This window comes from Rhodopseudomonas palustris, assembly GCF_034479375.1.
Classification (GTDB): Bacteria; Pseudomonadota; Alphaproteobacteria; order Rhizobiales; family Xanthobacteraceae; genus Rhodopseudomonas; species Rhodopseudomonas palustris_M.
Genome location: NZ_CP140155.1, coordinates 5134179 through 5160517, shown reverse-complemented (window position 1 = coordinate 5160517; position 26339 = coordinate 5134179). Strand labels below are relative to the sequence as shown.

Here is a 26339-nt window from a genome sequence, read left to right as displayed (position 1 = left end):
ACGCCCCAGCAGAAGGTAGTCGCGCAGCGAGAGCCGGAGGTTCAAGACGGAGCGTGAGCGCGTCCGAACGACGCGCGCCGCAGCCGGACGGCACCCTGTTTCGAAACGACGGGCCGCGGGGCGTGCGCGACGACGCCTCGGCTCAGGCCGCGCGGACCTTCTGCAGGAAGTCTTCGACCGCCGATTGCAGCGCATCGGACTGGTCGTCCAGTTCGCCCGCATGGGCGAGCACCTGCGACGCGGCTTCGCCGGTCGCGGATGCCGCGTCGCTGACGCCGCTGATATGACCGCTGATCTCGCTCGACCCCGCCGCGACCGACTGGATGTTGCGGGCGATGTCGCGCGTCGCCGCACCCTGCTGCTCGACGGCGCTCGAGATCGCCATGGTGATCTCGCTCATCTGACCGATGGTGGAGGTGATGCCGCTGATCGACTGCACCGCGTTGGCGGTCGACGACTGCATCGCCGACACCTGCGCCGAAATCTCCTCGGTGGCCTTCGCGGTCTGGCTCGCCAGCGCCTTCACTTCGGACGCCACGACGGCGAAGCCCCGGCCGGATTCGCCGGCGCGCGCCGCCTCGATGGTGGCGTTGAGCGCCAGCAGATTGGTCTGCGACGCGATCGAATGGATCAGCTGCACGACTTCGCCGATCTTCTCGGCGCTGACCGAGAGCTGCATCACCGTCTCGTTGGTGTGCTCGGCGTCGCTGACCGCCTTGCCGGCGATCTCGCGCGACTGCTGCACCTGCCGGGAAATCTCGTGCACCGATGCGGAGAGCTGTTCGGACGCCGAGGCGACGGTGCCGACCATCCCGGCGGAAGCGTCCGACGCGGCACCGACAGCCCCGGCGCGCGAACTCGCATCGGATGCCGTCGTCGTCATCGATCGTGCCGTCGCCTGCATTTCCTTGGTCGCGTCGGCGACGCTGCGCACCACGCCGTTGACGCTGCGTTCGAAATCGTCAGCGATGTTCTCCATCAGCGTCCGTCGCTCGGCGGCGGCGCGCTGTTGCGCTTCCTGTTCCTGCTGTTCGAGGCCGCGGATGCGGATGGCGTTGTCCTGAAACACCTGCACCGTCTTGGCCATCTCGCCGACCTCGTCGCCACGCTCGACGCCGGGGATCGGCGCCTCGAGCCGGCCTTCGGCGAGCGATTGCATGCGCGCGCCGAGTGCGCCGAGCGGTCTGGTGATGCTGCGGCTGATCAACCAGGCGACCAGAGACGCGATCGCGCCGATGCCGAGAATGGCGGCGCCGAGCCACATCATGATCGGTCTCAGCTTGGCGTTGATGTCCTGGAGATAGACGCCGGTGCCGACGAACATGTCCCAGCCGGGAATGGCGGCCGCATACGACACTTTGCTGAGCAGTTCGTCGCCGCCCGGCTTCTTGAATTCGTAGACCAGCGTGACGTTGCCCTTGGCGGCGACGCCGTCGCGCAGTTCGCGGACGATCTTGCGGCCGGAGGTCTCGATGTCGAGCCGGTTGGTGCCGATCATCTTGGGATCGGCCATCAGCATCGTGGTGCCGTCCATCTTGTAGGCGAAGAAGTAACCATTGGCGCCGTCATAGGTCATCGCCTGGGCGCGCTGCTGGAATTCGGCGATCGCCTGATCCTTCGTCATCTTGCCGGCCTCGACCTGCTTCTGCAGCCCGATCGCCATGTTGAGCGCGGTCTCGACCAGGGCCTTGGTCTGCTCGAACCGGTCGTTCTGCATCTCGCGCTGAAGAATGGAGGCCGCGAAGGCACCGGCGGCGAGCAGCCCGAGCATCGCGACAGCGACGAGAATGCCCAGCTTTGGCGTGATGCGAAGATTGCTCAATTGCACAGGATGACTCCGTAGACGGCGCGGATCGCGCCGTCATCCCATGCGTATCGATGTCAGGTATCCAACTCGTTTAAATGGAACCGCGTAGAAATACCGAGCACTCGTCCGACATGTCCTCTCCGGAATTGTCGGGATCGACGGTGACGGCGCTCCGGGCGGATGGCTTTCGGCCCGGAGCGTGGGATGGCTTGGGTCGGCGGACTACGCCGCGCGGACCTTGCCCAGGAAGTCGTCGACCGCCGATTGCAGCGCGCCGGACTGGCCGTCGAGGCCGCGGGCGTGAGACAGCACCTGCGCGGCGGCCCTTCCGGTGGCCGAGGCCGCAGCGTTGACGCCGCCGATGTGATCGCTGATCTCGCTCGACCCGGCCGCGACCGACTGGATGTTGCGGGCGATCTCGCGCGTCGCCGAGCCCTGCTGCTCCACGGCGGAGGAGATCGCCATGGTGATGTTGTTCATCTCGCCGATCGTCGAGGTGATGTGATTGATCGACTCCACCGCGGTCGCGGTCGAGGACTGCATCGCGGAGACCTGGGACGAAATCTCCTCGGTCGCCTTCGCGGTCTGGCTCGCCAGCGCCTTCACCTCGGAAGCGACCACCGCGAAGCCGCGGCCGGATTCGCCGGCGCGCGCCGCCTCGATGGTGGCGTTGAGCGCCAAGAGGTTGGTCTGCGAGGCGATCGAGTGAATCAGTTGCACCACCTCGCCGATCTTCTCGGCGCCGATCGACAGCAGCTTGACGGTCTCGTTGGTGCGCTCGGCGTCGCCGACCGCCTTGCTGGCGATCTCGCGCGACTGCTGCACCTGACGAGAGATTTCGGCCACCGACGCCGACAGCTCTTCGGAGGCGGACGCGACGGTGCCGACCATGCTCGACGCCGTATCCGATGCGGAGCCGACCGCGGCGGCGCGCGAGCTGGCGTCCGACGCCGTCGTGGTCATCGACTGCGCCGTCGTCTGCAACTCGGCGGTCGCTCCCGCCACGCTGCGCACCACGCCATTGACGCTGCGCTCGAAGTCGTCGGCGATCTGCTGCATCAGCGTCGCGCGCTCGGCAGCGGCGCGCTGCTTGACTTCGGCCTCCTGCTGTTCGAGCCCGCGAATCCGCAGCGCATTGTCCTTGAACACCTGAACGGTGTTCGCCATCTCGCCGACCTCGTCGCCGCGCGCGATCCCGGGGATCGGCGCTTCGAGTTCGCCGGAGGCGAGCGACTTCATCCGCGCACCGAGTTCGCCGAGCGGTTTGGTGATGCTGCGGCCGATCAGCCAGGCGATCAGCGACGAGACCGCGCCGATGCACAGGATGCCGAGCCCGAGCATCCACACCACCGGCTTCACCTTGGCGTCGATGTCGTCGACATAGGCACCGGTGCCGACGAAGGCGTTCCAGCCGGGGATCTCGACCGCATAGGACATCTTGCGGATCAGCTCCTCGGAGCCCGGCTTGCGGAATTCGTAGTTGAGCAGCACGTGGCCCTTCGCCAGCACGCCGTCGCGCAGTTCGCGAACCAGATAGCGGTCACCGGTCGGCGTCCCGATGCGATTGGTGCCGAGCGCCTTCTTGTCCGGCGACGCCAGAGTCACACCTTCATTGGTGTAGGCGAACAGATAGCCGTTGCCGTTGTCGTAGGTGAGGGTGTTGGCCCGGCGGGTGAATTCGGCGAGCGCGGCATCGCGGGTGAGTTCGCCGGCGTCGATCTGCTTCTGCAGCCCGATCGCCATGCTGCGCGCCGATTCGGCGATCGACTTCGCCTGTTCGATCCGCGCGTCGAGCAATTCCTTGCGCATCATCACGCCGGCATAGGCACCGGCCGCGCACAGGCCGAGCAGAGCGACACCCACCAGAATGCCGATCTTGGGCGTAATACGAAGGTTGCTGAGTTTCACCGAACCGTCTCCACACACCAAATTTCACCGCGCGGGCGCGCGGCTCAGGTTGTCGGACGGTAGCAGCAGATACTTTTAATAGTGTTACTTTGGACAGTTTGTGGCTTCCACCACACAGTCCCAAACGGAAAATCCCTCCCGCGAGGGAGGGATTTCGTCGTGTCTCGCCGATCGATGCGGCGGAAGTCTCAGAACGCCAGCGCCTTCGCCTGCTTCACCTGCGGCAGCGCCTGCACCTTGGCGATGACGTCGGCCGGGGCCGGTCCGTCGATCTCGACCAGCGCGATGGCGTCGCCGCCCTGGCTGTGGCGGCCGAGGTTGAAGGTGGCGATGTTGATCTTGGCGTCGCCCAAGAGGCTCGCGAACTTGCCGATGAAGCCCGGCTTGTCCTCGTTGGTGACGTAGATCATCGACTTGCCGAACTCGGCGTCGACCCGGATGCCCTTGATGTCGACCAGCCGCGGCTTGCCGTCGGCATAGACGGTGCCGGACACCGAGCGCTCCTGCTGTTCGGTGGTGACGGTCAGGGTGATCAGGCTCTCATAGTCGCTCTCGGCGGCGCGGACGACTTCGTCCACCACCATGCCGCGCTCCTTGGCGATCACCGGCGCGGAGACGACGTTGATGTCGCCCAGCATCGGCCGCAGCAGGCCGCTCAGCACCGCCGAGGTCAGCGCCTTGATCTTCATCTCGGCGACCTCACCCTCGTAGGTGATGGTGACCTTGGTGATGCCGGTTTCGGTCAATTGGCCGGCGAACGAGCCGAGCTTTTCGGCCAGTTCGATGAACGGCTTCAGCTTCGGCGCTTCCTCGGCGGTGATCGACGGGAAGTTGACGGCGTTGGTGATCGCGCCGTTGAGCAGATAGTCGCTCATCTGTTCGGCGACCTGCAGCGCGACGTTCTCCTGCGCTTCGGTGGTCGAGGCGCCGAGATGCGGGGTGCAGATCACGTTGGGCAGGCCGAACAGCACGTTGCTGGTCGCCGGCTCTTCGGAGAACACGTCGAAGGCGGCGCCGGCGACCTGGCCGGACTTCAGTGCCTCGGCGAGCGCCTGCTCGTCGACCAGACCGCCGCGGGCGCAATTGATGATGCGGACGCCCTTCTTCATCTTGGCGATGGCGGCGGCGTCGATGATGTTCTTGGTCTTGTCGGTGAGCGGGGTGTGCAGCGTGATGAAATCGGCGCGCTTGAACAGCTCTTCGAGCTCGACCTTCTCGACGCCGATGTCCTTGGCGCGCTCCGGCGACAGGAACGGATCGAACGCGATCACCTTCATCTTCAGGCCGAGCGCGCGGTCGGCGGCGATCGAGCCGATGTTGCCGCAACCGATCACGCCGAGCGTCTTGGCGGTGATCTCGACGCCCATGAAGCGGTTCTTCTCCCACTTGCCGGCCTGGGTCGAGGCGTCGGCGGCGGGGATCTCGCGGGCCAGCGCCAACATCATGGTGATGGCGTGCTCGGCGGTGGTGATCGAATTGCCGAACGGGGTGTTCATCACGATCACGCCCTTGGCGGTCGCGGCCGGGATCTCGACATTGTCGACGCCGATGCCGGCGCGTCCGATCACCTTCAGCCGGGTCGCCTTTTCGAGGATCTTCGCGGTCGCCTTGGTGGCCGAGCGGATCGCCAGGCCGTCGTAATTGCCGATGATCTCGGCGAGCTTGTCTTTGTCCTTGCCGAGAGCCGGCTGGAAATCGACGTCGATGCCGCGATCCTTGAAGATCTGCACGGCGGCTTCCGACAGCGCGTCGGAGATGAGGACTTTGGGTGCGGTCATGGGATTTCTCCTTACCCTCCCCTTGAGGGGGAGGGTCGGCGCGTAGCGCCGGGGTGGGGTGAAAGCGTCGAGAATGGAAATTGGAATCCGAGGGCGGGGAGAGGCTGTCACCCCACCCCGCCGCACCTACGGTGCGTCGACCCTCCCCCTCCAGGGGAGGGTGACCAACTACGCCGCCTGAGTCAGACCGGCCTTGGTGGTCTCGAACGCGTAGTCGAGCCACTGCGTCAGCGTCGCGACGTCGGCGGTTTCCACCGTGGCGCCGCACCAGATGCGCAGGCCGGGGGGCGCATCACGGTAGGCGCCGAGATCGTAACCGGCGCCTTCTTTCTCGACGACTGCGACCAGCTTCTTGGCGAAGTCCGCCTGGGCCTCTGGCGACAGAGCGGTGATCGCGGGATCGACGACCTTGAGGCAGACCGAAGTGTTGGAGCGGATCGCCGGATCGGCAGCGAGGAAGTCGACCCACGGGGTCTTCGCCTGCCAGTCGGTGATCGCCTTGGTGTTGGCGTCGGCGCGGCCGATCAGGCCCTTCAATCCACCCACCGACTTCGCCCAGTTCAGCGCGTCGATGTAGTCCTCGACGCACAGCATCGACGGGGTGTTGATGGTCTCACCTTCGAAGATGCCTTCGTTGAGCTTGCCGCCCTTGGTGAGGCGGAAGATCTTCGGCAGCGGCCAGGCCGGCGTGTAGCTCTCCAGACGCGCCACGGCGCGCGGCGACAGGATCAGCATGCCGTGCGCGGCCTCGCCGCCGAGCGCCTTCTGCCAGGAGAAGGTGACGACATCGAGCTTGGCCCAGTCCAGGGCTTGCGCGAACGCGGCCGAGGTGGCGTCGCAGATCGTCAGGCCTTCACGGTCGGCGGCGATCCAGTCGGCATTCGGGACGCGGACGCCGGAGGTGGTGCCGTTCCAGGTGAAGACGATATCGGTGTTGCAATCGACCTTGGTGAGGTCGGGAATTTCGCCGTAGCCCGCCTTGAGCTTGGTGACGTCCTTGAGCTTGAGCTCCTTGGTGACGTCGGAGACCCAGCCGTCGCCGAACGATTCCCAGGCGATGGTGGTGACGGGACGCGGGCCGAGCAGCGACCACAACGCCATCTCGACGGCGCCGGTGTCGGACGCCGGCACGATGCCGATCTTGTAGTCCGCCGGCACTTCGAGCACTTCGCGGGTCAGATCGATCGCGAGCTTGAGCTTGGCCTTGCCGACCTTCGCGCGATGCGAGCGGCCGAGCGGGGCGTCCTTGAGATTTTCGGGGGTCCATCCGGGGCGCTTGGCGCAGGGGCCGGAGGAGAAATTAGGCGTGGTGGGCCGCAATGCGGGCTTCGCAACAGTCATCGTCTATCCTTCCAGATAGCTGCCTCTCGGTGGGGAGAGGTTTCCCGCCGCTGGGGATAGTCGGTTGGCTCAGAAAGTCAAGGAACTTCGCGGAACGGCCGCATAGGACTTTCGTCGCCGGACTCGGCGACCTGCGTGGCGGTCTACCCGTATCGCGAGAGAGCGAGCCCATTGCCGATCTCACGCGGAGTTCGGCCCTGCGCACAGCGAAGCGAGCGGCGACACTGTCACCGCTCGCCTGCCGGTCGATGGAACTGTTACTTGCCTTGCGACGGCGGAGACCGGGTTTCCGCGGCCCCCGAGCCCGTCGTCGTACCGGCGGCCGCTGCGCCGCTCGCCGACGATTCCGGGGGCGCCGTGACCGAACCGGCATTGGACGCGCCGCCCGGCGTGGATCCCTGCGAGGCGGACTCGCCGCCCGCCTTGCTGGGTGAGTCCAACGTCGTCGTGCCGCTGCTGGTCTGCGCCGATGCGATCGCCGTCGACGTCAACAACGCCGCTGCGACGACAGCCGAGATTCCGAACTTCGCTTGCATGCTTTCCTCCCTGTGTGGATCGATTAGTGGTGACTCAACGGACGAAGGGGGCAGCACGTTCCTTTGGAGGATGCAGCAATGTGGCGCAGCCCGACGCCGTGCGTCCACACGCTCATCAATCAGTCGCCGGAGTGGCAACCGGTGGAGTCGGCCGTCGCCGCGCAGCCGCCCGGCGAAGCGCCTGTGCCAATGCGCCGGCCCTCGAGCTATGCGTCGCGCCGGGCTGATCGTCGGGAGTTCCGAAGCTGGACTCGGTGGCTGTCCGGTCACGCGGTTCCGGTCGTACTGGCGGCGGCTGCGCGTGCCGGCGGGATGCCGGCGCGGCCGATCGGCATTCCCGTCAGGCGACCTTGGCGAGGAATCGCTCGACCTCTGCGCGCAGTTTGTCCACCTGACCGGAGATCTCGCCCGAGACGCCGTTGACCCGGACCGCGATCTCGCCGGTGTCCGCAGCGGCGTGACTGATGCCGATCACATTGGACGACACCGACGCGGTGCCCGCCGACGCCTGCTGCACATTGCCGGCGATCTCCCGGGTGGCGGCGCCCTGCTGCTCCACCGCCGCGGCGATGGTGCCGGCGATCGTGTTGATCTCGCCGATCCGCCGGCTGATCGCATCCACCGCCTCGACCGATTGATCGGTGATCGCCTGCATCTCCGCGATGCTGGCGGTGATCTCCTCGGTCGCTTTCGCGGTCTGGCTGGCGAGCGCCTTCACTTCGGAGGCGACCACGGCGAAGCCCTTGCCGGATTCGCCGGCGCGCGCCGCCTCGATGGTCGCGTTCAGCGCCAGCAGGTTGGTCTGCGCAGCGACCGCGGTGATCAGCTTGACCACGTCGCCGATCCGCTGCGCCGCGTCCGCCAGATTCTTGATCTTGAGCGTGGTCTGCGCCGACTCTTCGACGGCCTGCTGCGTGCTGGTACTCGACATCTGGATTTGCCGGGAGATCTCGGCGATCGATGCGGTCAATTGCTCCGCCGCACTCGCCACCGCCTGCACGTTCGCGGACGCCTCTTCCGCACCGGAGGCGACACCGACCGACTGCCGGCTGGTCTCCTCCGCCGCGGTCGACATCGCACCGGCATCGGCTCTCAGGCCGCTGGAAGCGGTCGCCAGCATGCCGGCGACGTTGTCCATGCCGGCTGCGAAGCACTGCGCTTCCCGCGCGACTTCCTGGACCTTCTTGTCCAGCAGGTCGGAAGCGTTGTTGATGGTGATCGAGGCGGTCCTGAACGAGCCCGGCAATCCGCGGGTCAGCACCTTTCGGAACGTCTTGCCGTGACTGACATAGTCCATCGACGCCGAGGCCTCGCGCACGAACGCGTCGATGATGTCGAGCGCGTCGTTGATGCCGGCCTGCGCCCGGCCGATTTCGCCGCCGTCGCGCCGGCCCATCACACGGACCTCCAGATCGCCGTGCTTGGCGCTCTCGCACACCGTCGCGACCTCGCGAACCGAAGCCGTCGCGCGGCTGGTCAGCCACAGGGCAACGCCCATCAGGCCGAGGACGAGCGCGGTTCCGAGCGCTTCCCACAACGGCCCGAGCGAACCGTCGAAGAATCGCAAGCCGCCGAGCGCGACCGTCAGGACGATCGCGCCGATCAGAACCAGCGTCGCCTTAGACAGCGAAGATGAATTCGTCATATCCCACACCCTGCTTCTTCAGCATGTCCGTCAGCATTGCATAACCGCTCATCATGCCGTCCTTGGCATTGCGGTGGCGATTTTCCTCCTCGCGCAATTGCGCGTAGAGCGGCTCGATCTTGGCGAGCTGGGCGCGGTCCGGCTTGCGGCGGTTGGAGTGAAAGCCGATGACGTTGTGCTGGGCGTCCAGCGTCGGCGTGACGTGCGCGAACACCCAGTAGTGATCGCCGTCGCGCGCCATGTTCACCACATAGGCGAAGATCTCCTTCTTCTCCTGGATGGTGTCCCACAGCAGCTTGAAGATCGTGCGCGGCATGTCGGGGTGACGGATCATGCTGTGCGGCGCGCCGATCACCTGGTCGCGTGGATATTTCGACAACCGCATGAAGACGTCGTTGGCGTAGGTGATGTGACCCTTGAGGTTGGTCTTCGAGACGATCAATTCGTCTTCGTCGAACGGGCATTCGATGCCCGTCGGCTTGATCGGCGGTCTGGCCATTGTTTGTGTCCTCCCGGCGGACGAAACGATTCTGGGTGATCGTCGCGCCGCAATCCTTACAATCGGGACTTCCTAATTCATCAGGGGTAAACAATGGATGGCAGGCGATTACCCTCCGGTTAAACCGCAGATTGGTATCAATACGAGGGATGCAACCGGGCTCTCGGTGTAAGCCGGATCAGACGGGCACCGCCGGCAGGCCGAGCGCACGTTCGGCTGCGGCGATCCAGCGCCGCACCGCGGGATAGTCGTCCAGCGCGAAGCCACCCTCCGGCGCGACGCGCGTATAGGCCAGCAGCGCGACGTCGGCGAGCGAGCACCGATCGCCGACCAGAAACGGCGAGGCCGCGAGATGGCTGTCCATCAGCGCCAGCGCGGCATGGCCGCGTTCGACGCGAGCCGGATCGCGCGCGGAGGCCGGCTTGCCGAGATACAGCATCTGATAGCGGCACACCGCGATGTAGGGCTCGTGGCTGTACTGCTCCCAGAACAGCCACTCGTCCATCTTGGCGGCGAGATAGGGGTCGCGCGGTGCAAAATCGCTGTCGCGGCCGAGATAGCGGATGATGGCGTTGGACTGCGCCAGCGGCCGGCCGTCGTCGAGAACCACCACAGGCACCTGCCCGGCCGGATTGAGCGCGAGGAATTCCGGCGTCCGTGTCTCGGCCTTCCGCGTGTCGACGGCGATCCATTCGTAGGGCAACGCCAGCGCATCGCACACCCACTTCACCTTCAGGCAATTGCCGGAATTGAGGTCGCCGTAGATCCTGATCGCCACCGCCGCGCTCCTGTTTGCGGGCGCAGTCGATCAGTGCCGGACGGCTTCGTCAATCCGCGCGGAGATCAGAACTTGTAGCCGACGCCGGCGCGAACGGTGGAGACCGACGTGTTGATCGGCGCGGCGAACTTCTGGTACTCCCACTCCGCGCGCATGAACAGGCCGCGATACAGCATCATGTCGACGCCGAGGCCGGCCGAATAGCCGTAGATGAAGTGGCTGTTCTGAATCTGGCTCGAAGTGAGCGGCGTGAAAGCGGCCCCACCCTGGGTCCCCGAGATGGTCGCGGTGCGGATGATGTCGGCCTGGCCGAGCGCGACGCCGCCGAACGCATAAGGCAGGAAGCTGCCGATCACCCAGCCGGCGCGCAGCCGGGCCGAGCCGACGTCGTTGACCTTGATCGAGGCCGCGGAGTTGTAGTCGACGTCGTAGGTCACGCCGCCGGTCGAGAAGATCCGCCCCATGTATCCGGAGGTGGAGCCGCCGAAGCTTCCGTGCATGTAGTTGGCTTCGATGCCGAGCACGACGTCGTCCCACTGCGCGTTGTAGCCGACGAAGCCGCCCCAACCCTGGCCGCGCGACGACGACTTGCCGAGCACCGGCCAGCTCGAGACGCCCATGGTGTTTTCGATCACCGTGTTGGTCAGCAGGTTCGCCACGGCTCCCTGGGTCGAATTGGTGAAGTCCATGTCGGAGGCGCCGTAGCCGGCCTGTCCGCCGACATAGAAGCCCTGCCAGTCGACCACGCCGCGGGGCGTATCGACCATCGCGCCGCGGAGCGCGCCGAACTCCGGCATGTCGGCCGCCTGTGCGCCGTGCGCCGCCGCCGTCATCGCAATCGCCGCAATCAGAACTCGACGCATCACCACGCTCCTTGAACTCTCGATCACGCGACGATCATCGCCTGTTAACCTTAATCAATCGTTGTTTTCGTCGTCTCTACGCAAAACAAAACGGCGCGGGAAGCTCCCGCGCCGTTAAGACATCTTAAGACAGGTACTTGGTTCAGCCCTTGCGCATCAGCGGCGGCGGGTAGTAGGCCGGGGCGGAGTCGAGATTCCAGCGGACGCCCACCTTGACGTCGTGCGAGGTGATGTCCTTGAACTTGAAGCTGTTGTTCGTGGTCCTGCCGGTGAAATCCGAGAGCGCACCGGTGTAGCCGTCGCCGAGATTGAGATAGCTGTAGGCGAGTTCGAGCGTCAGGTTCGGATTGACCTTGTAGGCGAGACCGGTGTGGAGCGCCCAGGCCAGGTTCCACTTCGACGCCGTCGGCGCACTCGCGAAGCTGGTGGTCGAGAACGGCAGATTGTTGATGCCGGTGTCGGTGAAGTTCGCCATGGTGACGCGGGCGGCGCCGACGCCGGCGCCGATGAACGGCGTCACGCACCACCAGGTGCCGAGATCGACATAGCCGTTCGCCATCACCAGCCATTCGGATTTGCTGGCGCCGTAATTGTCGATGCCGTTATACGCGACGCCGCCGGAGGTGCCGGTGAAGCGATCGGTGCCCTTGAAGTTGGAATTACCGCGATACTGACCGACGACATCGGCGCGGAACCAGTTGTTGAACTGATAGCCGACGCCGACGCCGTAGATGCCGGCCGCATCGAAAGACGTCTGCTGATCGAACGAGGTCAACTGCGAATAGGCCGACTCGCGCCCGTAGCGCAGATCCTTGACCTGCTGGTTGCTGAATCCGATATCGCCGCGCAGATACCAGCCGCCGAAATCCTCGACCGGCGGCGGCGCGTAGGCCGGCGGGGGGGCGATCGGCATATCCGCGGCCACGGCCGCCGAGCAAACCATCGAAGCCGCTCCGGCGGCCAGAATCATTTTCACGCTACGCATTGGCTTCGTCCTCTGGTCCAATGATGAGTTACGGAGGCCCCACACCCGGAAACCTATGGTTGAACGATGCCAGCAATTCCTTAAGCACGACTTAACCCTAATTCTTAAGGTTGATATTTGGTGACGACGATCGTTTTTGGAACTACGCATTCGCCGCGCGGCGTGCTCGCGCGTTCATAGTCACTAACAAATCCTTGACGATGATCAGCGGTCGGGCCGCGCCGGGCCAACGTGGACCATTCGGTGAGCGGAGCTGTTTTCACCCTCCCCTTGAGGGGGAGGGTCGGCACGCAGCCCGCTCAGCGGGCTGGGGGCCGGGGTGGGGTGAGCCGCGGGCACGGCGGATAAGCCGCGGCACGGCGGATGAACTCTTCGCCACCCCACCCCGCTCGCTCACGCGAGCGACCCTCCCCCTCCAGGGGAGGGTGATCGATGCAGCGGCCGCGAACTTTCATCTACGATGGCCCGCCACGCGGCGAGGAGACGTGATGGCGGGCGTCTCTACCGCACCTCAATGGGCGTGGCGCGGCATCTTCGGCAGCAGCACGGCGAGCAGGCCCAGCACCGGCAGGAACGAGCAGACCTGATAGACGAAATCGATGCCGTGACGATCGGCGACCTCGCCCAGCGCCGCGGCGCCGAGACCGCCGATGCCGAAGGCGAAGCCGAAGAACAGGCCCGAGATCATGCCGAAGCGGTGCGGCATCAGTTCCTGCGCGAACACGATGATCGCCGGCGTCGCCGACGCCAGGATGAAGCCGATGAACACCGTCAGCACCGCGCTGCCGGTGAGCCCGACATAGGGCAGCGCCAGCGTGAACGGCAGCGTGCCAAGGATCGAGAACCAGATCACGTAGCGGCGGCCGAAGCGATCGCCGAGCGGGCCGCCGAAGAACACCCCGGCCGCGGTGGCGGCGAGGAAGATGAACAAGAACATCTGCGCGGTCTGGGTCGAGACCTGGAACTTCTCGATCAGGTAGAAGGTGTAGTAGCTCGACAGGCTGGACATATAAAGCTGCTTGGAAAACAGCAGCGCCACCAGCACGACGAGCGCGACCATCACCCGCCGCCGGCCGGGCGCATCGGGGTGCGCCTTCACCACCATCTTCTTCTTGGCGGCGACCTGCGGCTTGTACCACAGGCCGATCCGCCACAGCACGATAATGGCGACGAAGGCGATCGACGAGAACCAGCCGATCGAGCCCTGCCCGAACGGCACCACGATCAGCGCCGCCAGCACCGGGCCGAGCGCGGTGCCGACATTGCCGCCGACCTGGAACACCGACTGCGCCATGCCGTAGCGCCCGCCGGAGGCGAGCCGCGCGATCCGCGCCGATTCAGGATGAAACACCGCCGAGCCGAGCCCGATCATCGCCGCGGCGATCAGGATCACCGCATAGGAATGGGCGACGCTGAGCAGCAGCAGGCCGAAGAAGGTCGAGCCCATGCCGATCGCCAGCGAGAACGGCTGCGCCTTCTTGTCGGTCATGTGGCCGACCACCGGCTGCAGCAGCGAGGCGGTGAACTGGAACGCCAGCGTGATCAGTCCGATCTGGCCGAAGTCGAGCGCGTAGTTCGCCTTCAGGATCGGATACACCGACGGGATCAGCGACTGCATGGTGTCGTTGAGGAAATGCGAGAAGCTGATGCCGCCGAGCACGACATAGGCCGGCCCGGCGGGCGGCGGCGCGGGCGCGGTGGTCTTCGGCAACGCCAGATCCGGCGTGGTGACCGGAGCGGCGATATCCACATCGACGGCGACAGGCTTGTTCACGGAGGCGTTCCCGGGGTGTTTTGCGGCGCCGGGGAGGAGCCGGGCGGCCGACAACGAAAGACGGCCGGCAATCGTGCCGGCCGTGATGAAACTAGAACGCTGGAGACGCCGGCGGAAGCCGCAATTCGCGATGGCTGCGTTGCGGCCCGATGCGCCGGACTACGCGTCCCGCACTGCAATCACTACGCGGCTGCGGCCGAGGCATTGCCGAGAGCGTCGACGATGGTGTCGACCACTTCCTCGACCATGATGCGATCCTCGCCCTCGCCCATCACCCGGATCACCGGCTCGGTGCCGGACGGGCGGATCAGCAGGCGGCCGTGGCCGTTGAGCCGCTTCTCGGCGTCGATGATCGCCGCCTGGACATGGGCGTCGTCGAGCGGCCGGCCATTGCGATAGCGCACGTTCTTGAGGATCTGCGGCAGCGGATCGAAGCGGTGGCAGACCTCCGACACCGGGCGGCGCAGCTTCTGCACCACGGCGAGCACCTGCAGCGCGGCAACGAATCCGTCGCCCGTCGTCGCGTAGTCCGATAGGATGATGTGGCCCGACGCTTCGCCGCCGACATTGTAGCCGTCCCGCAGCATCGCCTCGAGCACGTAGCGGTCGCCGACCGAGGTGCGCACCAGTTCGATGCCTTCGGAGGCGAGGAAGCGCTCCAGCCCGAGATTCGACATCACGGTGGCGACGATGCCGGGCTTGGCGAGCCGGCCGTCTTCCTTCCAGCTCTGCGCGATCACCGCCAGCAACTGATCGCCGTCGACGACGTGGCCACGCTCGTCGACCATGATGACGCGGTCGGCGTCGCCGTCGAGCGCGATGCCGATGTCGGCGCGCATCTCGCGGACCTTGCGGCACAGCGCTTCCGGCGAGGTCGAGCCGCATTCCTTGTTGATGTTGAAGCCGTCCGGCTCGACTCCGATCGAGATCACGTCGGCGCCGAGTTCCCACAGCGCCTCAGGCACCACCTTGTAGGCGGCGCCGTTGGCGCAATCGACCACCACCCGCAGCCCGTCGAGCGAGAGGTCGCGCGGCAGCGTGCGCTTGGCGAATTCGATGTAGCGATCGTGGACTCCGTCGATGCGGCGGGCGCGGCCGAGGCTGGCGCTCTCCGACAGCTTCTTGTCCATCGGCTCGTCGAGCAGTTGCTCGATCTGCTTCTCGACGTCGTCCGAGAGCTTGAAGCCGAGCGGGCCGAACAGCTTGATGCCGTTGTCCTCGAACATATTGTGCGACGCGGAAATCATCACCCCGAGGTCGGCGCGCATCGACTTGGTCAGCATCGCCACCGCCGGCGTCGGCATCGGGCCGACCAGCAGCACGTCCATGCCGACCGAGGTGAAGCCGGCCACCATCGCATTCTCGATCATGTAGCCTGACAGTCGCGTGTCCTTGCCGATCACCACCCGATGACGATGATCGCCGCGCTGAAACACCAGACCAGCCGCCTGCCCGACCTTCAGCGCCAGTTCCGGCGTGATCAGCCCGTTGGCGCGGCCACGGATCCCGTCGGTCCCGAAATATCTGCGGCTCATGAAATTTTCCCCCGCCTCGCCACGGCTCGTGCGTGCAGCCGATCGAAATCCCAGCCCACGCCGCCATGGCCAGACCGCTTATACGGCCATTCTATTGGGGCCCCCTTCAAAAAATATAAAGAAAGATTACGCGCCGCGGACCTCGAGCCGCGGCACAAGTTGTTGAAAACGTGCGATAAAGCACTAAACCGGGCGCAATCGGCCGGGTTCGTCAGCTCTTTCGCTTGCTGTCGCCATCCGGCTTGGAAGGCGCCGGCTGGGTCACGCTGAGCGGGTCCGAGCCCGGAAACGACTCCTCCAGCGCCTCGTTGAGCTCGTCGTCGCGCTCGGCCTTCTCCTCCTTGGTGTGCTTGACGGGAGTGCCGGCGGTCTTCTCTTCGACGGTCTTCTCGACGGTTTTTTCGACGGTCTTGGTGGCGGCCATGATGTTGCTCCTGCTCCATTCGGTGGTTGTCTGCAAAAGAACGCGCGGGAACCAGCGCTGTTCCCCCGGCGGGCCGGCACCGCGTTCCGAGCCATGTTGCGCGCCGCTGCGGCGTGCTAGAGGACGCGACGCCAGAAACGTACCAGGGGGCGGCGACGTTCATGAAAACCATCACCTGCATCGAGGACCTTCGCCAGATCCACAGGCGGCGGGTGCCGAAGATGTTCTTCGACTATGTCGACCACGGCTCCTACGCCGAGGAAACGCTCCGCGCCAATGTCGACGACCTGAAGCGGATCAAGTTCCGCCAGCGCATCCTGGTCGACATCTCGAAGCGCGATCTGTCCACCACCATCATCGGCGAAAAGGCGGCGATGCCGCTGATCCTGGCGCCGGTCGGCTCCACCGGCATGCAATTTGGCGACGGCGAGATCCACGCCTGCCGCGCCGCCCAGGCCGCCGGCATCCCCTACACGCTGTCGACGATGTCGATCTGCTCGATCGAGGACGTCGCCGCCAATGTCGACAAGCCGTTCTGGTTTCAGCTTTACGTCATGAAGGACCGCGGCTTCGTCAAGGCGTTGATCGAACGCGCGATCGCGGCCAAGTGCAGCGCGCTGGTGCTGACCGTCGACCTGCAGGTGATCGGCCAGCGGCATCAGGACATCAAGAACGGCATGTCGGTGCCGCCCGAGCTGTTCAAGCTGAAGAACGTGCTCGACATCGCGACCAAGCCGAACTGGGTCAAGGGCATCATGCGCGGCAAGAGCCGCAACTTCGGCAATATCGCCGGCCATCTGCCCGGCTCCAAGGATCTCGGCTCGGTGTCGGCCTGGGTGGCGTCGCAATTCGACCCTGCGCTGAGCTGGAAGGACATCGACTGGATCCGTTCGATCTGGCCCGGCAAGCTGATCATCAAGGGCATCCTCGACGTCGAGGACGCCCGCGAGGCGGTGAAGGTCGGCGCCGAGGCGCTGGTGGTGTCGAACCATGGCGGCCGCCAGCTCGACGGCGCGCCGTCGTCGATCGAAGTGCTGCCGGAGATCGTCCACACCGTCGGCTCGCATATCGAGGTGATGTTCGACGGCGGCATCCGCTCCGGCCAGGACGTGATGCGGGCGCTGGCGCTCGGCGCGCGTAGCTGCATGATCGGCCGCGCCTACATCTACGGCCTCGGCGCGTTCGGCGGACCGGGCGTCGCCAAGGCGATCGACATCATCCGCGCCGAACTGTCGACCACGATGGGCCTGTGCGGCGTCAATTCGATCAACCAGATCGACGAGAAGGTGCTGGCGGACTGAGCGGCCAGCAAACACAGCTCGCCACTCGTCATTGCGAGCCGAAGGCGAAGCAATCCAGGAACCCCGTGCAAGGAGCTGGATTGCTTCGTCGGCTTCGCCTCCTCGCAATGACGAGGCGGCAGAAAACTAACAATCAACAACAAATAACAACAAGGAGGACGTCATGACCGACACCAAGCGCCAGCCACAGACCGCGTCCAGCGAAGTGCTCTATGCGGTCGAGGATCACATCGCCACCATCACGCTGAATGCGCCGGACCGGATGAACACCATCTCCGGGCCGATGCTCAACGCACTGGCGGCGCTGCTGATCAAGGCCAATGAAGACGCCGACGTGCGCTGCGTGATCCTCACCGGCAATGGCCGCGCGTTCTGCGCCGGGCTCGATCTGCGCAAGGAGCGCGGCGACGAAGGGCTCAGCGCGGCGTCGTCGCCGACCACGCTCGACCTGCGCAGCACACCGCCGACCGTGCTGCAGGCGATGGACAAGCCCACGATCTGCGCCGTCAACGGCGGCGCCGCCGGCTACGGCATGGACACCGCGCTCGGCTGCGACATCCGCATCATGGCGGAGTCGGCCAAGCTCGCCGCCGCTTTCGTCAAGCGCGGCGTGGTGCCGGAGAGCGGCGGCACCTGGTTTCTGCCGCGGATGATCGGCTGGGCGAAGGCGGCGGAGCTGATCTTCACCGGCCGCACATTGAGCGCACGCGAAAGCCTCGAATGGGGCCTCGCCAACGAAGTGGTGCCCGATGCCGAGCTGATGGGCCGCGCCCGCGCGGTCGCCAAGGAGATCGCCGGCAACGCGCCGCTCGCGGTGCAGGCCGCCAAGCGGATGATGCGGATCGGCCTCAACGAGACCTTCCCCGACCACGTCCATCACGTGTATTTGCAACTGCTGCCGCTGTTCAAGACGCAGGACATGAAGGAAGGCATCGCGGCCTTCATGGAGAAGCGCGAGGCCCGCTTCGAAGGCCGCTAGATTTTCGAAACGTCATGGCCGGCCTCGTGCCGGCCATCCACGCCTTGAGCGGACGTCGCGAGAAAGACGTGGATGGCCGGGACAAGCCCGGCCATGACGAAGAATGGCTCGACAGACGTTGCCGAGGAGAGCTCCTGATGTTCGAGACGGTCACGACGATGCTGGACTGGCTCGGCGTGGTCGCCTTCACGGTCTCGGGGGCGCTGGTGGCGTCGCGCAAGGAGATGGACATCGTCGGCTTCGCGCTGCTCGGCACGGCGACCGGGATCGGCGGCGGCACGTTGCGCGACGTGCTGCTCGGTCTGCCGGTGTTCTGGGTGCAGGAGCCGGCCTATCTGGTGACCTGCGTGGCGGTCTCCGCCGTGGTGTTCTTCACCGCCCACATTCCTCATTCCCGCTACAAGGCGCTGCTCTGGCTGGACGCGATCGGTCTCGCGCTGTTCGCCGTCACCGGCGCGGAGAAGGCGGCGCTGGCCGGCGCCAACGGAATCGTGGCCGTCGCCATGGGCGTGGTGACGGCCACGTTCGGCGGCATCATCCGCGATCTGCTCGGCGGCGAAGTGCCGGTGATCCTCAGGCGCGAGATCTATGTTTCGGCGGCGTTGGTCGGCGCGTCCGCATTCGTCGTCCTGATGATGGTCGGAGCCCCGCGCGAAATCAGCACGGGCGTGGGATTTGCGATCGGCTTCCTTGTGCGGGCCGCCGCACTCCAGCGCGGCTGGTCGCTGCCGCGCTACCGACCGCGACCCGGCGTCAATGACAACTGATGAGCCTCGCGACCTCACGAGCGCTTCGGCGCGCCGAGGCGATGCAGGTTACATCGGCGGCGTGATGCCGTCGCGGCCGACCGAGATGCGGCTGGTCTGGAACGAGCCGTCGGGCAGCGTCTTGCCGAAGGCGATGATCTTGGCGCCGGGCTTGAGGTCGGATCTGTCGGCCGGGCCATAGGTCACGACCTGGGTCTTCGGCGTCACGGTGATGACCTTCTCGCCGCCCTTGTACTTCACCCGCACCGTGCTGCCGTCGTTACTTGTGACCGACTGATCGACGGTGGCGTTGGTCATGGTGCTGTTCGGCCCGAGATCCCATGCGCGCGAGCCCTCGCCGGTGCCGCGCATCGCCTCGGGGAAGACGTGGATCTCGACCGCGTTGTGCGCGCCGTTGGGACCCGGCACGGTGGTGGCGCCGATGAATGCGCCGGGCTTGACGTCGCTCAGCTTGGTCGGCGCGATGCCGGCGACCTTGATGTCTGGCGCGAGCTGCAGCTTGACGTCCTGACCGCTGCGCGACTTCACCGCGAGACTATCGCCGGAGACACTCTCGATCTCGCCGCGAACCTTGGTGGGTGTCGGTGGTTGCTGCGCGTTGGCTGCGGAAAGGGAAAAGGCGACGAGCGCAGCCGCAGCGAGCGGGCGGCACAGCGAGGAAGATAACGGCATCGGCGGGTTCTCCAATTTGGCCCCACCAAGGACTACGTCGGGAACACCGATCCATTACCTTCACGTATGCGCGAGCAGGTCCGCCTCGACCAATGCGCGCAGCTCGGCGGTGACGTGCGGCCGCGCGCCAAACCACAGTTCGAACCCACGCACCGCCTGATGCAGCAGCATGCCGAGGCCGTCGGCGGTGCGCAGCCCGCGGCCGCGCGCCTCGGCCAGTAGTTCGGTCTCCAGCGGCACGTAGACCAGATCGGCCACCGTGGCGTCCGCCGGCAACGGCGCGAGATCGAGATCGAGCGAGGGCTGCCCCTTCATCCCGAGCGAGGTGGTGTTGACCAGCAGCCCGGCGCCCGGCAGCGCCGCCGGCGCGTCGGTCCAGGCGATCGGCACCACGCGCTCGCCGAACAGATCGGCCAGCGCTCGCGCGCGCTCGATCGAGCGGTTGGCCAGCGCGATGCGCTGGATGCCGCGCTCCAGCAGGCCGAACAGCACCGCGCGCGACGAACCGCCGGCGCCGAGCACCACGGCATGCGGGGTGCGGTCCCAGCCCGGCGCGGAGGCGTCGAGATTGTCGATGAAGCCTTCGACGTCGGTATTGGTCGAGCGCAGCACGTCGCCGTCGTAATACAGCGTGTTGGCGGCGCCGACCGCGCGGGCGCGCTCGTCCGGCGCAGTGAGCAGCAGCGCGCGCTCCTTGTGCGGGATGGTGACGTTGGCGCCGCTGTAGCCGTGCGTCTTCAGATTCAGCACGAATTCGGCGAAGCCTTCCGGCGGCACCGATTCGATCGAATAGCCGCCGGGGATGCCGAGCGTGCGCAGCCAGTAGTGATGGATCAGCGGCGAGCGCGAATGCGCCGCCGGCCAGCCGATCAGGCAGGCGGCGATGTGAGTATCGCCCTTCGGCACCGGATGCGTCACGGCTCGCCCCTCTCGCTCTGCTGCGGCGTCGCCTGCTTCAGCCGCACCCCACGTCCGCCGTCGTCGCTGCGAGCGTGCTCGCCGATCAGTTCGACGCCGGCGCGGTTCAACGCATCGACCACCCGCGTCAGCGACTCGACGATGCCGCGGACGTTACCGTCGCTGGCCTCCATCCGCTGGATGGTCGGCACCGAGACGCCGGCGAGCTTCGCCAGCGTGCGCTGGTCGATGCCGAGCAGCGCGCGTGCCGCGCGCATCTGGGACGAGGTGATCAAGCGAGCATTCCGGTTTGAGGTCCGCCCTATCGGCTACCGCAAATATAAAACGGCTTCAATGATGCTTGGAACATCATCTCGCTCGGCTGTGAACGCGCGATGGGAAAGCAAGCGGCCGCAACGCTCCCTCTCCCCGCCGTTTTGCGGCGAGAGGGTCGGGGTGAGGGGCGTGGCACGGCTTTCGCGCCCAGCGACAGGGAAATCGGTGCTCGGCAGAATCAGCACGGCCCGGGTGGCCGCGGATGAGGCGGTGCAGTGCCATGCCCCTCACCCGGAATTCGCGCAAATGCGCGATTTCCGACCTCTCCCCGCATTGCGGGGAGAGGTTAGCAAACGCTTTCCTAGATCACGCCGCGACTTGCCGGTGCGCCGCGATGATCTGGTCGGCGGTGCGGCCGCTGACTTCGGCCATGTGGTCGAAGCTGCGGGTGAAGCTGCCGGCGCCGGCGGTGGCCGAGCGCAGTTCGACGATCAGATCGCCGATCTCAGCTTCCGGCATGGTGGCGCGCACCACGTCCCAGCCCGGCCAGCCCTCGCGGGTGTCGAAGCCGAGGATCTGCCCCCGCCGCCCCGACAGGATGGCGTTGACCTTGGCGGTGGCGTCGTTCGGGCAGACGATCTCGACGCTGTGGATCGGCTCCAGCAGCACCGGCTGGCACTGCGGCAGCGCTTCGGTAATCCCGATCCGGGCCGCGGTGCGGAACGCCTGATCGGAAGAATCGACGCTGTGATACGAGCCGTCGGTCAGGGTGACGTGGACATCGACCACCGGGAATCCCAGCGGCCCCGCACGCAGACCATCGACCGCGCCTTCTTCGACCGCGCCGATGTAGTTGCGCGGCACCGCGCCGCCGACCACGGTCTCGGCGAAGGCGAAGCCCTCGCCGCGCGGCAGCGGCTTCACTTCCAGCACCACGTCGCCGAACTGGCCGTGGCCGCCGGACTGCTTCTTGTGCCGGCCGCGCTGAGTGACCGCCTTGCGGATGGTCTCGCGATAGCCGATCGCCGGCGGATGCGACTTCACGCTCACGCCGTAGCGGTCGTGCAGCCGCTCCAGCGCGACGCGCAGATGCATCTCGCCCTGGCCCCACAACACGATGTCGTGGGTCTGCGGATCGTGGATCACGGTGAGCGACGGGTCCTCCTCGGACAGTCTTTGCAGAGATTGACCGAGCTTGACGTCGTCCTTGCGGTCGGCGGCGGCCAGCGCCATCGCCAGCACCGGCGGCGCAGCGGTGATTTCGACCAGCGCCGACGGGGCCGCCTTGCCATTGCCGAACGTGTCGCCGGTCTTGATCGCGTCGAGCTTGCCGAGCGCGACGACATCGCCGGCCACCGCCGACGAGCGCTTGCTGTCCGGTCCGCCATTGGCGGTGTGGATGCCCGACACCCGCGCGGACTCGCCCGACGATGCCTGCACGGTGTCGCCGTCGGCCAGCGTGCCGGCGAACACCCGCGCCAGCGACAGCTTGCCGCCATGCTGCAGATGCGTCGTTTTCAGCACATAGCCGACCGCGTCCTTGGACGCCGCGACGCCGAGCCGCGACGCGGTTTCGGTGACGTCGGGGGCCTCGTGGCGCAGCGCCTTCAACAGCCGCATCACGCCGTTTTCGCGCAAGGCAGAACCAAGCAGCACCGGGCAGATCACGCCTTCGCGCAATTCGCGCGCGAGATCGTCGAACACCGCGTCGCGCGGCGGCGGGATGTCTTCGAGCAATTGCTCCATCAGCGCGTCGTCGTGATCGGCGAGCTTTTCGAGCATCGAGAAGCGGGCTTCCTTCTCGCGGTCGAGGTCGCTGCCTTCGAGCGCGATCACTTCGGACGGCTTGTGCTCGCGATAGACGAAGGCGCGCTCCAGTGCGAGATCGACATAGCCGGCGATCAGTTCGCCGTTCCAGATCGGAATCTGGCGCAGCACCAGCGGAATCCGCGAGGCCGGCTGCAGGCTGTCCAGCACTTCGCGGATGCGCTTGCTGGCGCGGTCGATCTTGTTGAGGAACAGGAAGCGGGGAATTCCGAGGTCTTCGAGTTCGCGCAGGATGAGCTGCAACTGCGGCAGCTTGCGCTCGTCGGCTTCGCACACCACCACGGCCGCATCGACGGCGGGAAGCGCGGCGCGCATGTCGTGCGCGAATTCGACCGAGCCGGGGCAATCGAGGAAGGTGTAGGTCTCACCCATGAACTGCGTGGTCGCCGCGGTGAGGCTGAGCCCCATCTTGTGCTGGCGCGCCTCGGGGCTGGAGTCGCCATATGAGGTGCCTGCGTCGACGGACCCTGTGCGTGGCACGGCGCCGGTGCGCGCGAGGATCGCCTCGAGCAGTGTGGTTTTTCCGCTTTGGAATGGGCCCACCAGTGCGATGCACCGGGGACCGCGGGGATCTTGTCCCATCGCCGCCTCCTTCTCTGGAGCTCGGCCCGTGATTGGGTCGGCGAGGCAATGCTTTCAGCAGCCTCGCCGCTTGGCAAGCGCGAAAAATTACGAAGCTTGCAGGGTGCCCTTGAGCAGGATCAAGGACAGCGCAATTCAATGCTGCGAGGCGCGCATTGCGCCGCAGCGCGGTTAGTTAGCGGCCGGGCCGCAGCTCCAGCTCCTGCAGGCCGACCGCCACGTTGAGGCCGGTCTGGCCCTGCAGGCTGAGCGGCTGCAGCGCGATCGAATTCGCCGAGCCTCCGACCAGGACATTGGCCCCGAGGCCGACGCCGACCGATGCGGAACCCTGCGCGCCGGCGTAGTTGCCGGCGAGATCGCCCGGGCCGAACCGCTCGACCGGCGCGAACACGCCCCAGGCCAGCGCGGTTTCCTGCGTGATACCAAGATCGAGACCGACCTTGCGGATGACGGCGACATAGGGCGTGTCGGGGCGGCCCTCGGCGCGCAGCACGCAGCCCAGATTGGTCACCGAACCGACGATGAAGCCGGTGCTGGCGCCGCCGCGGCATTCGAGCACGCCGATACGCACGCGCCCCTGCTGCGCATGGGCAGCGCTGACGACCAGCGAAGCGACGATACCGAGCAGAAGCGAAAAGCGGCGCATGAGAATTCTCCGTTTCAACGATGTGATGCAGGCAGGGCGATGATGCAGACGATTTGATTCAGATGATCGTGATGTCGATGGTCGTGATGCCGCCGGCGCGGATCAGCCCCGCATGTAGCGCAACCGAACGGCCTCGCCATCTAGTCACAGCATCGACGAATCTTCAATGACACCTGCGGCGTCGCGGCGGGCCGCGGCGCAAAACAAAAGGGCCCGCAACGCGGGCCCTTCCGTCACGGCGATGATGCGCTGGCGCGATCAGCGGTGGTTGCGATGGTGACGCTTGTGCTTGCGGTACTTCCGCTGGGGCCGCAGATCGGCCGGGCGGAGCTGCACGTCGACGATGCCGGCGGTGGCGTTCAGACCGGTCTGGCCCTGCAGGCTGAGCGGCTGCAGCGCGTAGGCGTTCGACGAACCGCCGACCAGCAGATTGCCGCCGACGCCGACGCCGAACGACGCGTTGGCGCCGACGCCGCCGTAGCTGCCGGCGAGGTCACCGCGGCCGAGCTGACGGGTCGGCGCATAGACCGCCCAGGCGAATCCGGTGTTCTGGGTGAAGCCGAGATCGAGGCCGATCCGCTGCAGGCGCGCCACATAGGGCTCGGGGCGGCGGCCGCCGCTCTTGAACACGCATTCGAGCTCGGTGGTCGAGCCGACGACATAGCCGACGTTCGGGCCACCGGCGCATTCGAGCACGCCGACCTGCAGCCGCTCCTGCGCGCTCGCGCTGGCAAAAGAAGCAACCAGCGCGACCGCAGTGACACCGAACAGTCTAGAGATGGACATTGAAACAAACTCCGCATTTCAGGATTGGGATTGCGGAGGCGACAAGAAGGAAGCGTCTTGTTCAAAAAAAGGCGCTTCCGCGACGCGAGAATAAATCTAGTGAACGTTGCCGATCTTTAATGAACGGCCGGCCGGGTCTTCAGCGCAGATTCCCGCAGAAGCGCTGGATGCGCTTGCAGGCGTCTTCGAGGTCGGAGGTTTTGGTCGCATAGGAGATCCGGAACGCCGGGCCGAGTCCGAACGCCGAGCCCTGCACCACGGCGACGCCTTCGGCCTCCAACAACTCCGTGACGAAGTCCTGGTCGGTCTCGATCTTCTTGCCCGACGGCGCGGTCTTGCCGATGGTGCCGGCGCAGGACGGATAGACGTAGAACGCGCCTTCCGGCCGCGGGCAATCGATGCCGCTGGCCTGGTTCAGCATCGACACCACGAGATCGCGGCGTTCCTTGAACACCTTGTTGTGGGCGGCGATGAATTCCTGCGGACCGTTGAGCGCTTCCACGGCCGCCCATTGGGCGATCGACGACGGGTTCGAGGTCGATTGCGACTGGATCGTCGCCATCGCCTTGATCAGCTCGGCGGGACCGCCCGCATAGCCGATCCGCCATCCGGTCATGCAATAGGACTTCGACACGCCGTTCACCGTCAGCGTGCGATCGAACAGAAGCGGCTCGATCTGCGCCGGCGTGGTGAAGTCGAAATCGTCGTAGACGAGGTGCTCGTACATGTCGTCGGTCATCACCCAGACATGAGGATGCTTGACCAGCACGTCGGTCAGCGCCTTCAGCTCCTCGCGGGTGTAGGCGGCGCCGGTCGGGTTCGACGGCGAGTTGAGGATGATCCACTTGGTCTTCGGCGTGATCGCCGCTTCCAGCGCCGCGGGCTGCAGCTTGAAGCCGGACTCCGCCGGACACACCACCGGCACCGACTCGCCGCCGGCGAGCGCGACCATCTCCGGATAGCTGACCCAGTACGGCGCCGGGATGATCACCTCGTCGCCGGGATTGATGGTCGCCATCAGCGCGTTGTACAGCACCTGCTTGCCGCCGGTGCCGACGATGATCTGGTTCGGCTTGTAGGTCAGGCCGTTCTCGCGCTGAAACTTGTCGATGATCGCCTGCTTCAGCTCCGGGATGCCGTCGACCGCGGTGTACTTGGTCTTGCCCGCCTCGATGGCGTGGATCGCCGCCAGCTTGATGTTGGCCGGGGTGTCGAAATCCGGCTCGCCGGAGCCCAGTCCGATGACGTTGCGGCCCGCCGCTTTCAGCTCACGTGCCTTGTCCGTGACCGCGATGGTCGCGGACGGCTTCACACGATCGAGCGAGGCGGACAGGAACGACATCGTCTTCTCCTTGCAGCCGTCGTGTCGGCGGAAAGCGCGACTCTTCGGTTTGTGACGGGGATGCCCCACACTAAGCGCCGTCACGCTGCATCGCAAGATCATTGCTGAAAACAGCGCGGTTTTTCGGATCAAATCTCCGCCGCGAGGGGCTCGACGCGCGGCGCGCGAGGACCAGCCCCGCTCGTTCTGTTGCGAGTCATGCGCGGAGGAGCCGCACGCGCGCTGATTCCGCATGGGCAGTCCGCAGGACGGCGTCCGCCGTGATCGCGATCGCGCGATATAGAAACGACTGCAGATCATTTTTCTGCGCCGTTGCACTGCGGCGAAGGATTTCGACCCTTTCCAGTGGTTGGGGCTTGCGACGCCTGCCGGTCGGCATCATTGTTTAGCC

Annotated in this window: 23 protein-coding genes; 3 read left to right on the top strand and 20 right to left on the bottom strand. The window is 66.1% G+C overall.

Annotation, left to right across the window (positions count from 1 at the left end; translation table 11 throughout):
- Positions 1 to 142: 142 nt before the first annotated feature.
- From SR870_RS23460 to SR870_RS23400, 13 genes are all read right to left on the bottom strand, one after another.
- The gene (locus SR870_RS23460; protein WP_322515893.1) at positions 143 to 1828 is read right to left on the bottom strand and encodes a methyl-accepting chemotaxis protein; all 1686 of its coding nucleotides are present in this window, start codon (positions 1826 to 1828) and stop codon (positions 143 to 145) included.
- A 201-nt stretch (positions 1829 to 2029) separates the two neighbouring features.
- A complete protein-coding gene (locus SR870_RS23455) occupies positions 2030 to 3715 on the bottom strand; it encodes a methyl-accepting chemotaxis protein (RefSeq protein ID WP_322515892.1) in 1686 nt (561 codons plus the stop codon).
- 188 nt (positions 3716 to 3903) lie between these two features.
- The gene (gene serA / locus SR870_RS23450; RefSeq protein ID WP_322515891.1) at positions 3904 to 5493 is read right to left on the bottom strand and encodes a phosphoglycerate dehydrogenase; all 1590 of its coding nucleotides are present in this window, start codon (positions 5491 to 5493) and stop codon (positions 3904 to 3906) included.
- A gap of 168 nt (positions 5494 to 5661) precedes the next feature.
- Complete coding sequence (locus tag SR870_RS23445; RefSeq protein WP_322515890.1) at positions 5662 to 6834, bottom strand: phosphoserine transaminase; 1173 nt, start codon at positions 6832 to 6834, stop codon at positions 5662 to 5664.
- Positions 6835 to 7091: 257 nt separating this feature from the next.
- On the bottom strand, positions 7092 to 7370 hold the full coding sequence (locus SR870_RS23440; RefSeq protein ID WP_322515889.1) for a hypothetical protein: 279 nt from the start codon (positions 7368 to 7370) through the stop codon (positions 7092 to 7094).
- Between the two features lie 340 nt (positions 7371 to 7710).
- A complete protein-coding gene (locus SR870_RS23435) occupies positions 7711 to 9015 on the bottom strand; it encodes a methyl-accepting chemotaxis protein (protein ID WP_322515888.1) in 1305 nt (434 codons plus the stop codon).
- Positions 8990 to 9514, bottom strand: a complete 525-nt coding sequence (locus SR870_RS23430) for a PAS domain-containing protein (RefSeq protein ID WP_322515887.1) — start codon at positions 9512 to 9514, stop codon at positions 8990 to 8992. The genes SR870_RS23435 and SR870_RS23430 overlap by 26 nt, the downstream gene beginning before the upstream one ends.
- Positions 9515 to 9692: 178 nt before the next feature.
- Positions 9693 to 10286, bottom strand: a complete 594-nt coding sequence (locus SR870_RS23425; RefSeq protein WP_322518355.1) for a glutathione S-transferase family protein — start codon at positions 10284 to 10286, stop codon at positions 9693 to 9695.
- A gap of 71 nt (positions 10287 to 10357) precedes the next feature.
- On the bottom strand, positions 10358 to 11155 hold the full coding sequence (locus SR870_RS23420; RefSeq protein ID WP_322515886.1) for an outer membrane protein: 798 nt from the start codon (positions 11153 to 11155) through the stop codon (positions 10358 to 10360).
- Positions 11156 to 11297: 142 nt separating this feature from the next.
- Positions 11298 to 12140, bottom strand: a complete 843-nt coding sequence (locus SR870_RS23415; protein WP_322515885.1) for an outer membrane protein — start codon at positions 12138 to 12140, stop codon at positions 11298 to 11300.
- A gap of 511 nt (positions 12141 to 12651) precedes the next feature.
- Positions 12652 to 13914 carry an MFS transporter gene (locus tag SR870_RS23410; protein WP_322515884.1) on the bottom strand — a complete coding sequence of 421 codons (1263 nt, stop codon included), beginning with the start codon at positions 13912 to 13914 and terminating at the stop codon, positions 12652 to 12654.
- Positions 13915 to 14096: 182 nt separating this feature from the next.
- Positions 14097 to 15449 carry a phosphoglucosamine mutase gene (gene glmM / locus SR870_RS23405; protein ID WP_322515883.1) on the bottom strand — a complete coding sequence of 451 codons (1353 nt, stop codon included), beginning with the start codon at positions 15447 to 15449 and terminating at the stop codon, positions 14097 to 14099.
- A 211-nt stretch (positions 15450 to 15660) separates the two neighbouring features.
- Complete coding sequence (locus tag SR870_RS23400; protein ID WP_322515882.1) at positions 15661 to 15873, bottom strand: hypothetical protein; 213 nt, start codon at positions 15871 to 15873, stop codon at positions 15661 to 15663.
- Between the two features lie 161 nt (positions 15874 to 16034).
- On the opposite strand from SR870_RS23400, the gene SR870_RS23395 reads away from it, so the two are divergent.
- The 3 genes from SR870_RS23395 (at position 16035) to SR870_RS23385 (ending at position 18920) form a co-directional block, all read left to right on the top strand.
- A complete protein-coding gene (locus SR870_RS23395) occupies positions 16035 to 17174 on the top strand; it encodes an alpha-hydroxy acid oxidase (RefSeq protein ID WP_322515881.1) in 1140 nt (379 codons plus the stop codon).
- Between the two features lie 163 nt (positions 17175 to 17337).
- Complete coding sequence (locus SR870_RS23390) at positions 17338 to 18153, top strand: enoyl-CoA hydratase/isomerase family protein (RefSeq protein WP_322515880.1); 816 nt, start codon at positions 17338 to 17340, stop codon at positions 18151 to 18153.
- A gap of 137 nt (positions 18154 to 18290) precedes the next feature.
- On the top strand, positions 18291 to 18920 hold the full coding sequence (locus SR870_RS23385) for a trimeric intracellular cation channel family protein (RefSeq protein ID WP_322515879.1): 630 nt from the start codon (positions 18291 to 18293) through the stop codon (positions 18918 to 18920).
- Positions 18921 to 18968: 48 nt separating this feature from the next.
- Here SR870_RS23385 and SR870_RS23380 read toward each other — a convergent pair whose 3' ends face one another.
- The 7 genes from SR870_RS23380 to SR870_RS23350 form a co-directional block, all read right to left on the bottom strand.
- On the bottom strand, positions 18969 to 19592 hold the full coding sequence (locus SR870_RS23380; RefSeq protein ID WP_322515878.1) for a hypothetical protein: 624 nt from the start codon (positions 19590 to 19592) through the stop codon (positions 18969 to 18971).
- Positions 19593 to 19652: 60 nt separating this feature from the next.
- Complete coding sequence (locus SR870_RS23375; RefSeq protein ID WP_416221180.1) at positions 19653 to 20498, bottom strand: shikimate dehydrogenase; 846 nt, start codon at positions 20496 to 20498, stop codon at positions 19653 to 19655.
- Between the two features lie 8 nt (positions 20499 to 20506).
- Positions 20507 to 20785, bottom strand: a complete 279-nt coding sequence (locus tag SR870_RS23370; RefSeq protein WP_322515877.1) for a helix-turn-helix domain-containing protein — start codon at positions 20783 to 20785, stop codon at positions 20507 to 20509.
- Positions 20786 to 21131: 346 nt separating this feature from the next.
- Positions 21132 to 23174: an elongation factor G gene (locus SR870_RS23365; protein WP_322515876.1), complete on the bottom strand. Its 2043-nt coding sequence runs from the start codon at positions 23172 to 23174 to the stop codon at positions 21132 to 21134.
- A gap of 175 nt (positions 23175 to 23349) precedes the next feature.
- The gene (locus SR870_RS23360; protein WP_322515875.1) at positions 23350 to 23820 is read right to left on the bottom strand and encodes a DUF992 domain-containing protein; all 471 of its coding nucleotides are present in this window, start codon (positions 23818 to 23820) and stop codon (positions 23350 to 23352) included.
- A gap of 258 nt (positions 23821 to 24078) precedes the next feature.
- Complete coding sequence (locus SR870_RS23355; RefSeq protein ID WP_322515874.1) at positions 24079 to 24606, bottom strand: DUF992 domain-containing protein; 528 nt, start codon at positions 24604 to 24606, stop codon at positions 24079 to 24081.
- Between the two features lie 139 nt (positions 24607 to 24745).
- A complete protein-coding gene (locus SR870_RS23350) occupies positions 24746 to 25948 on the bottom strand; it encodes a pyridoxal phosphate-dependent aminotransferase (RefSeq protein WP_322515873.1) in 1203 nt (400 codons plus the stop codon).
- Positions 25949 to 26339: the final 391 nt, after the last annotated feature.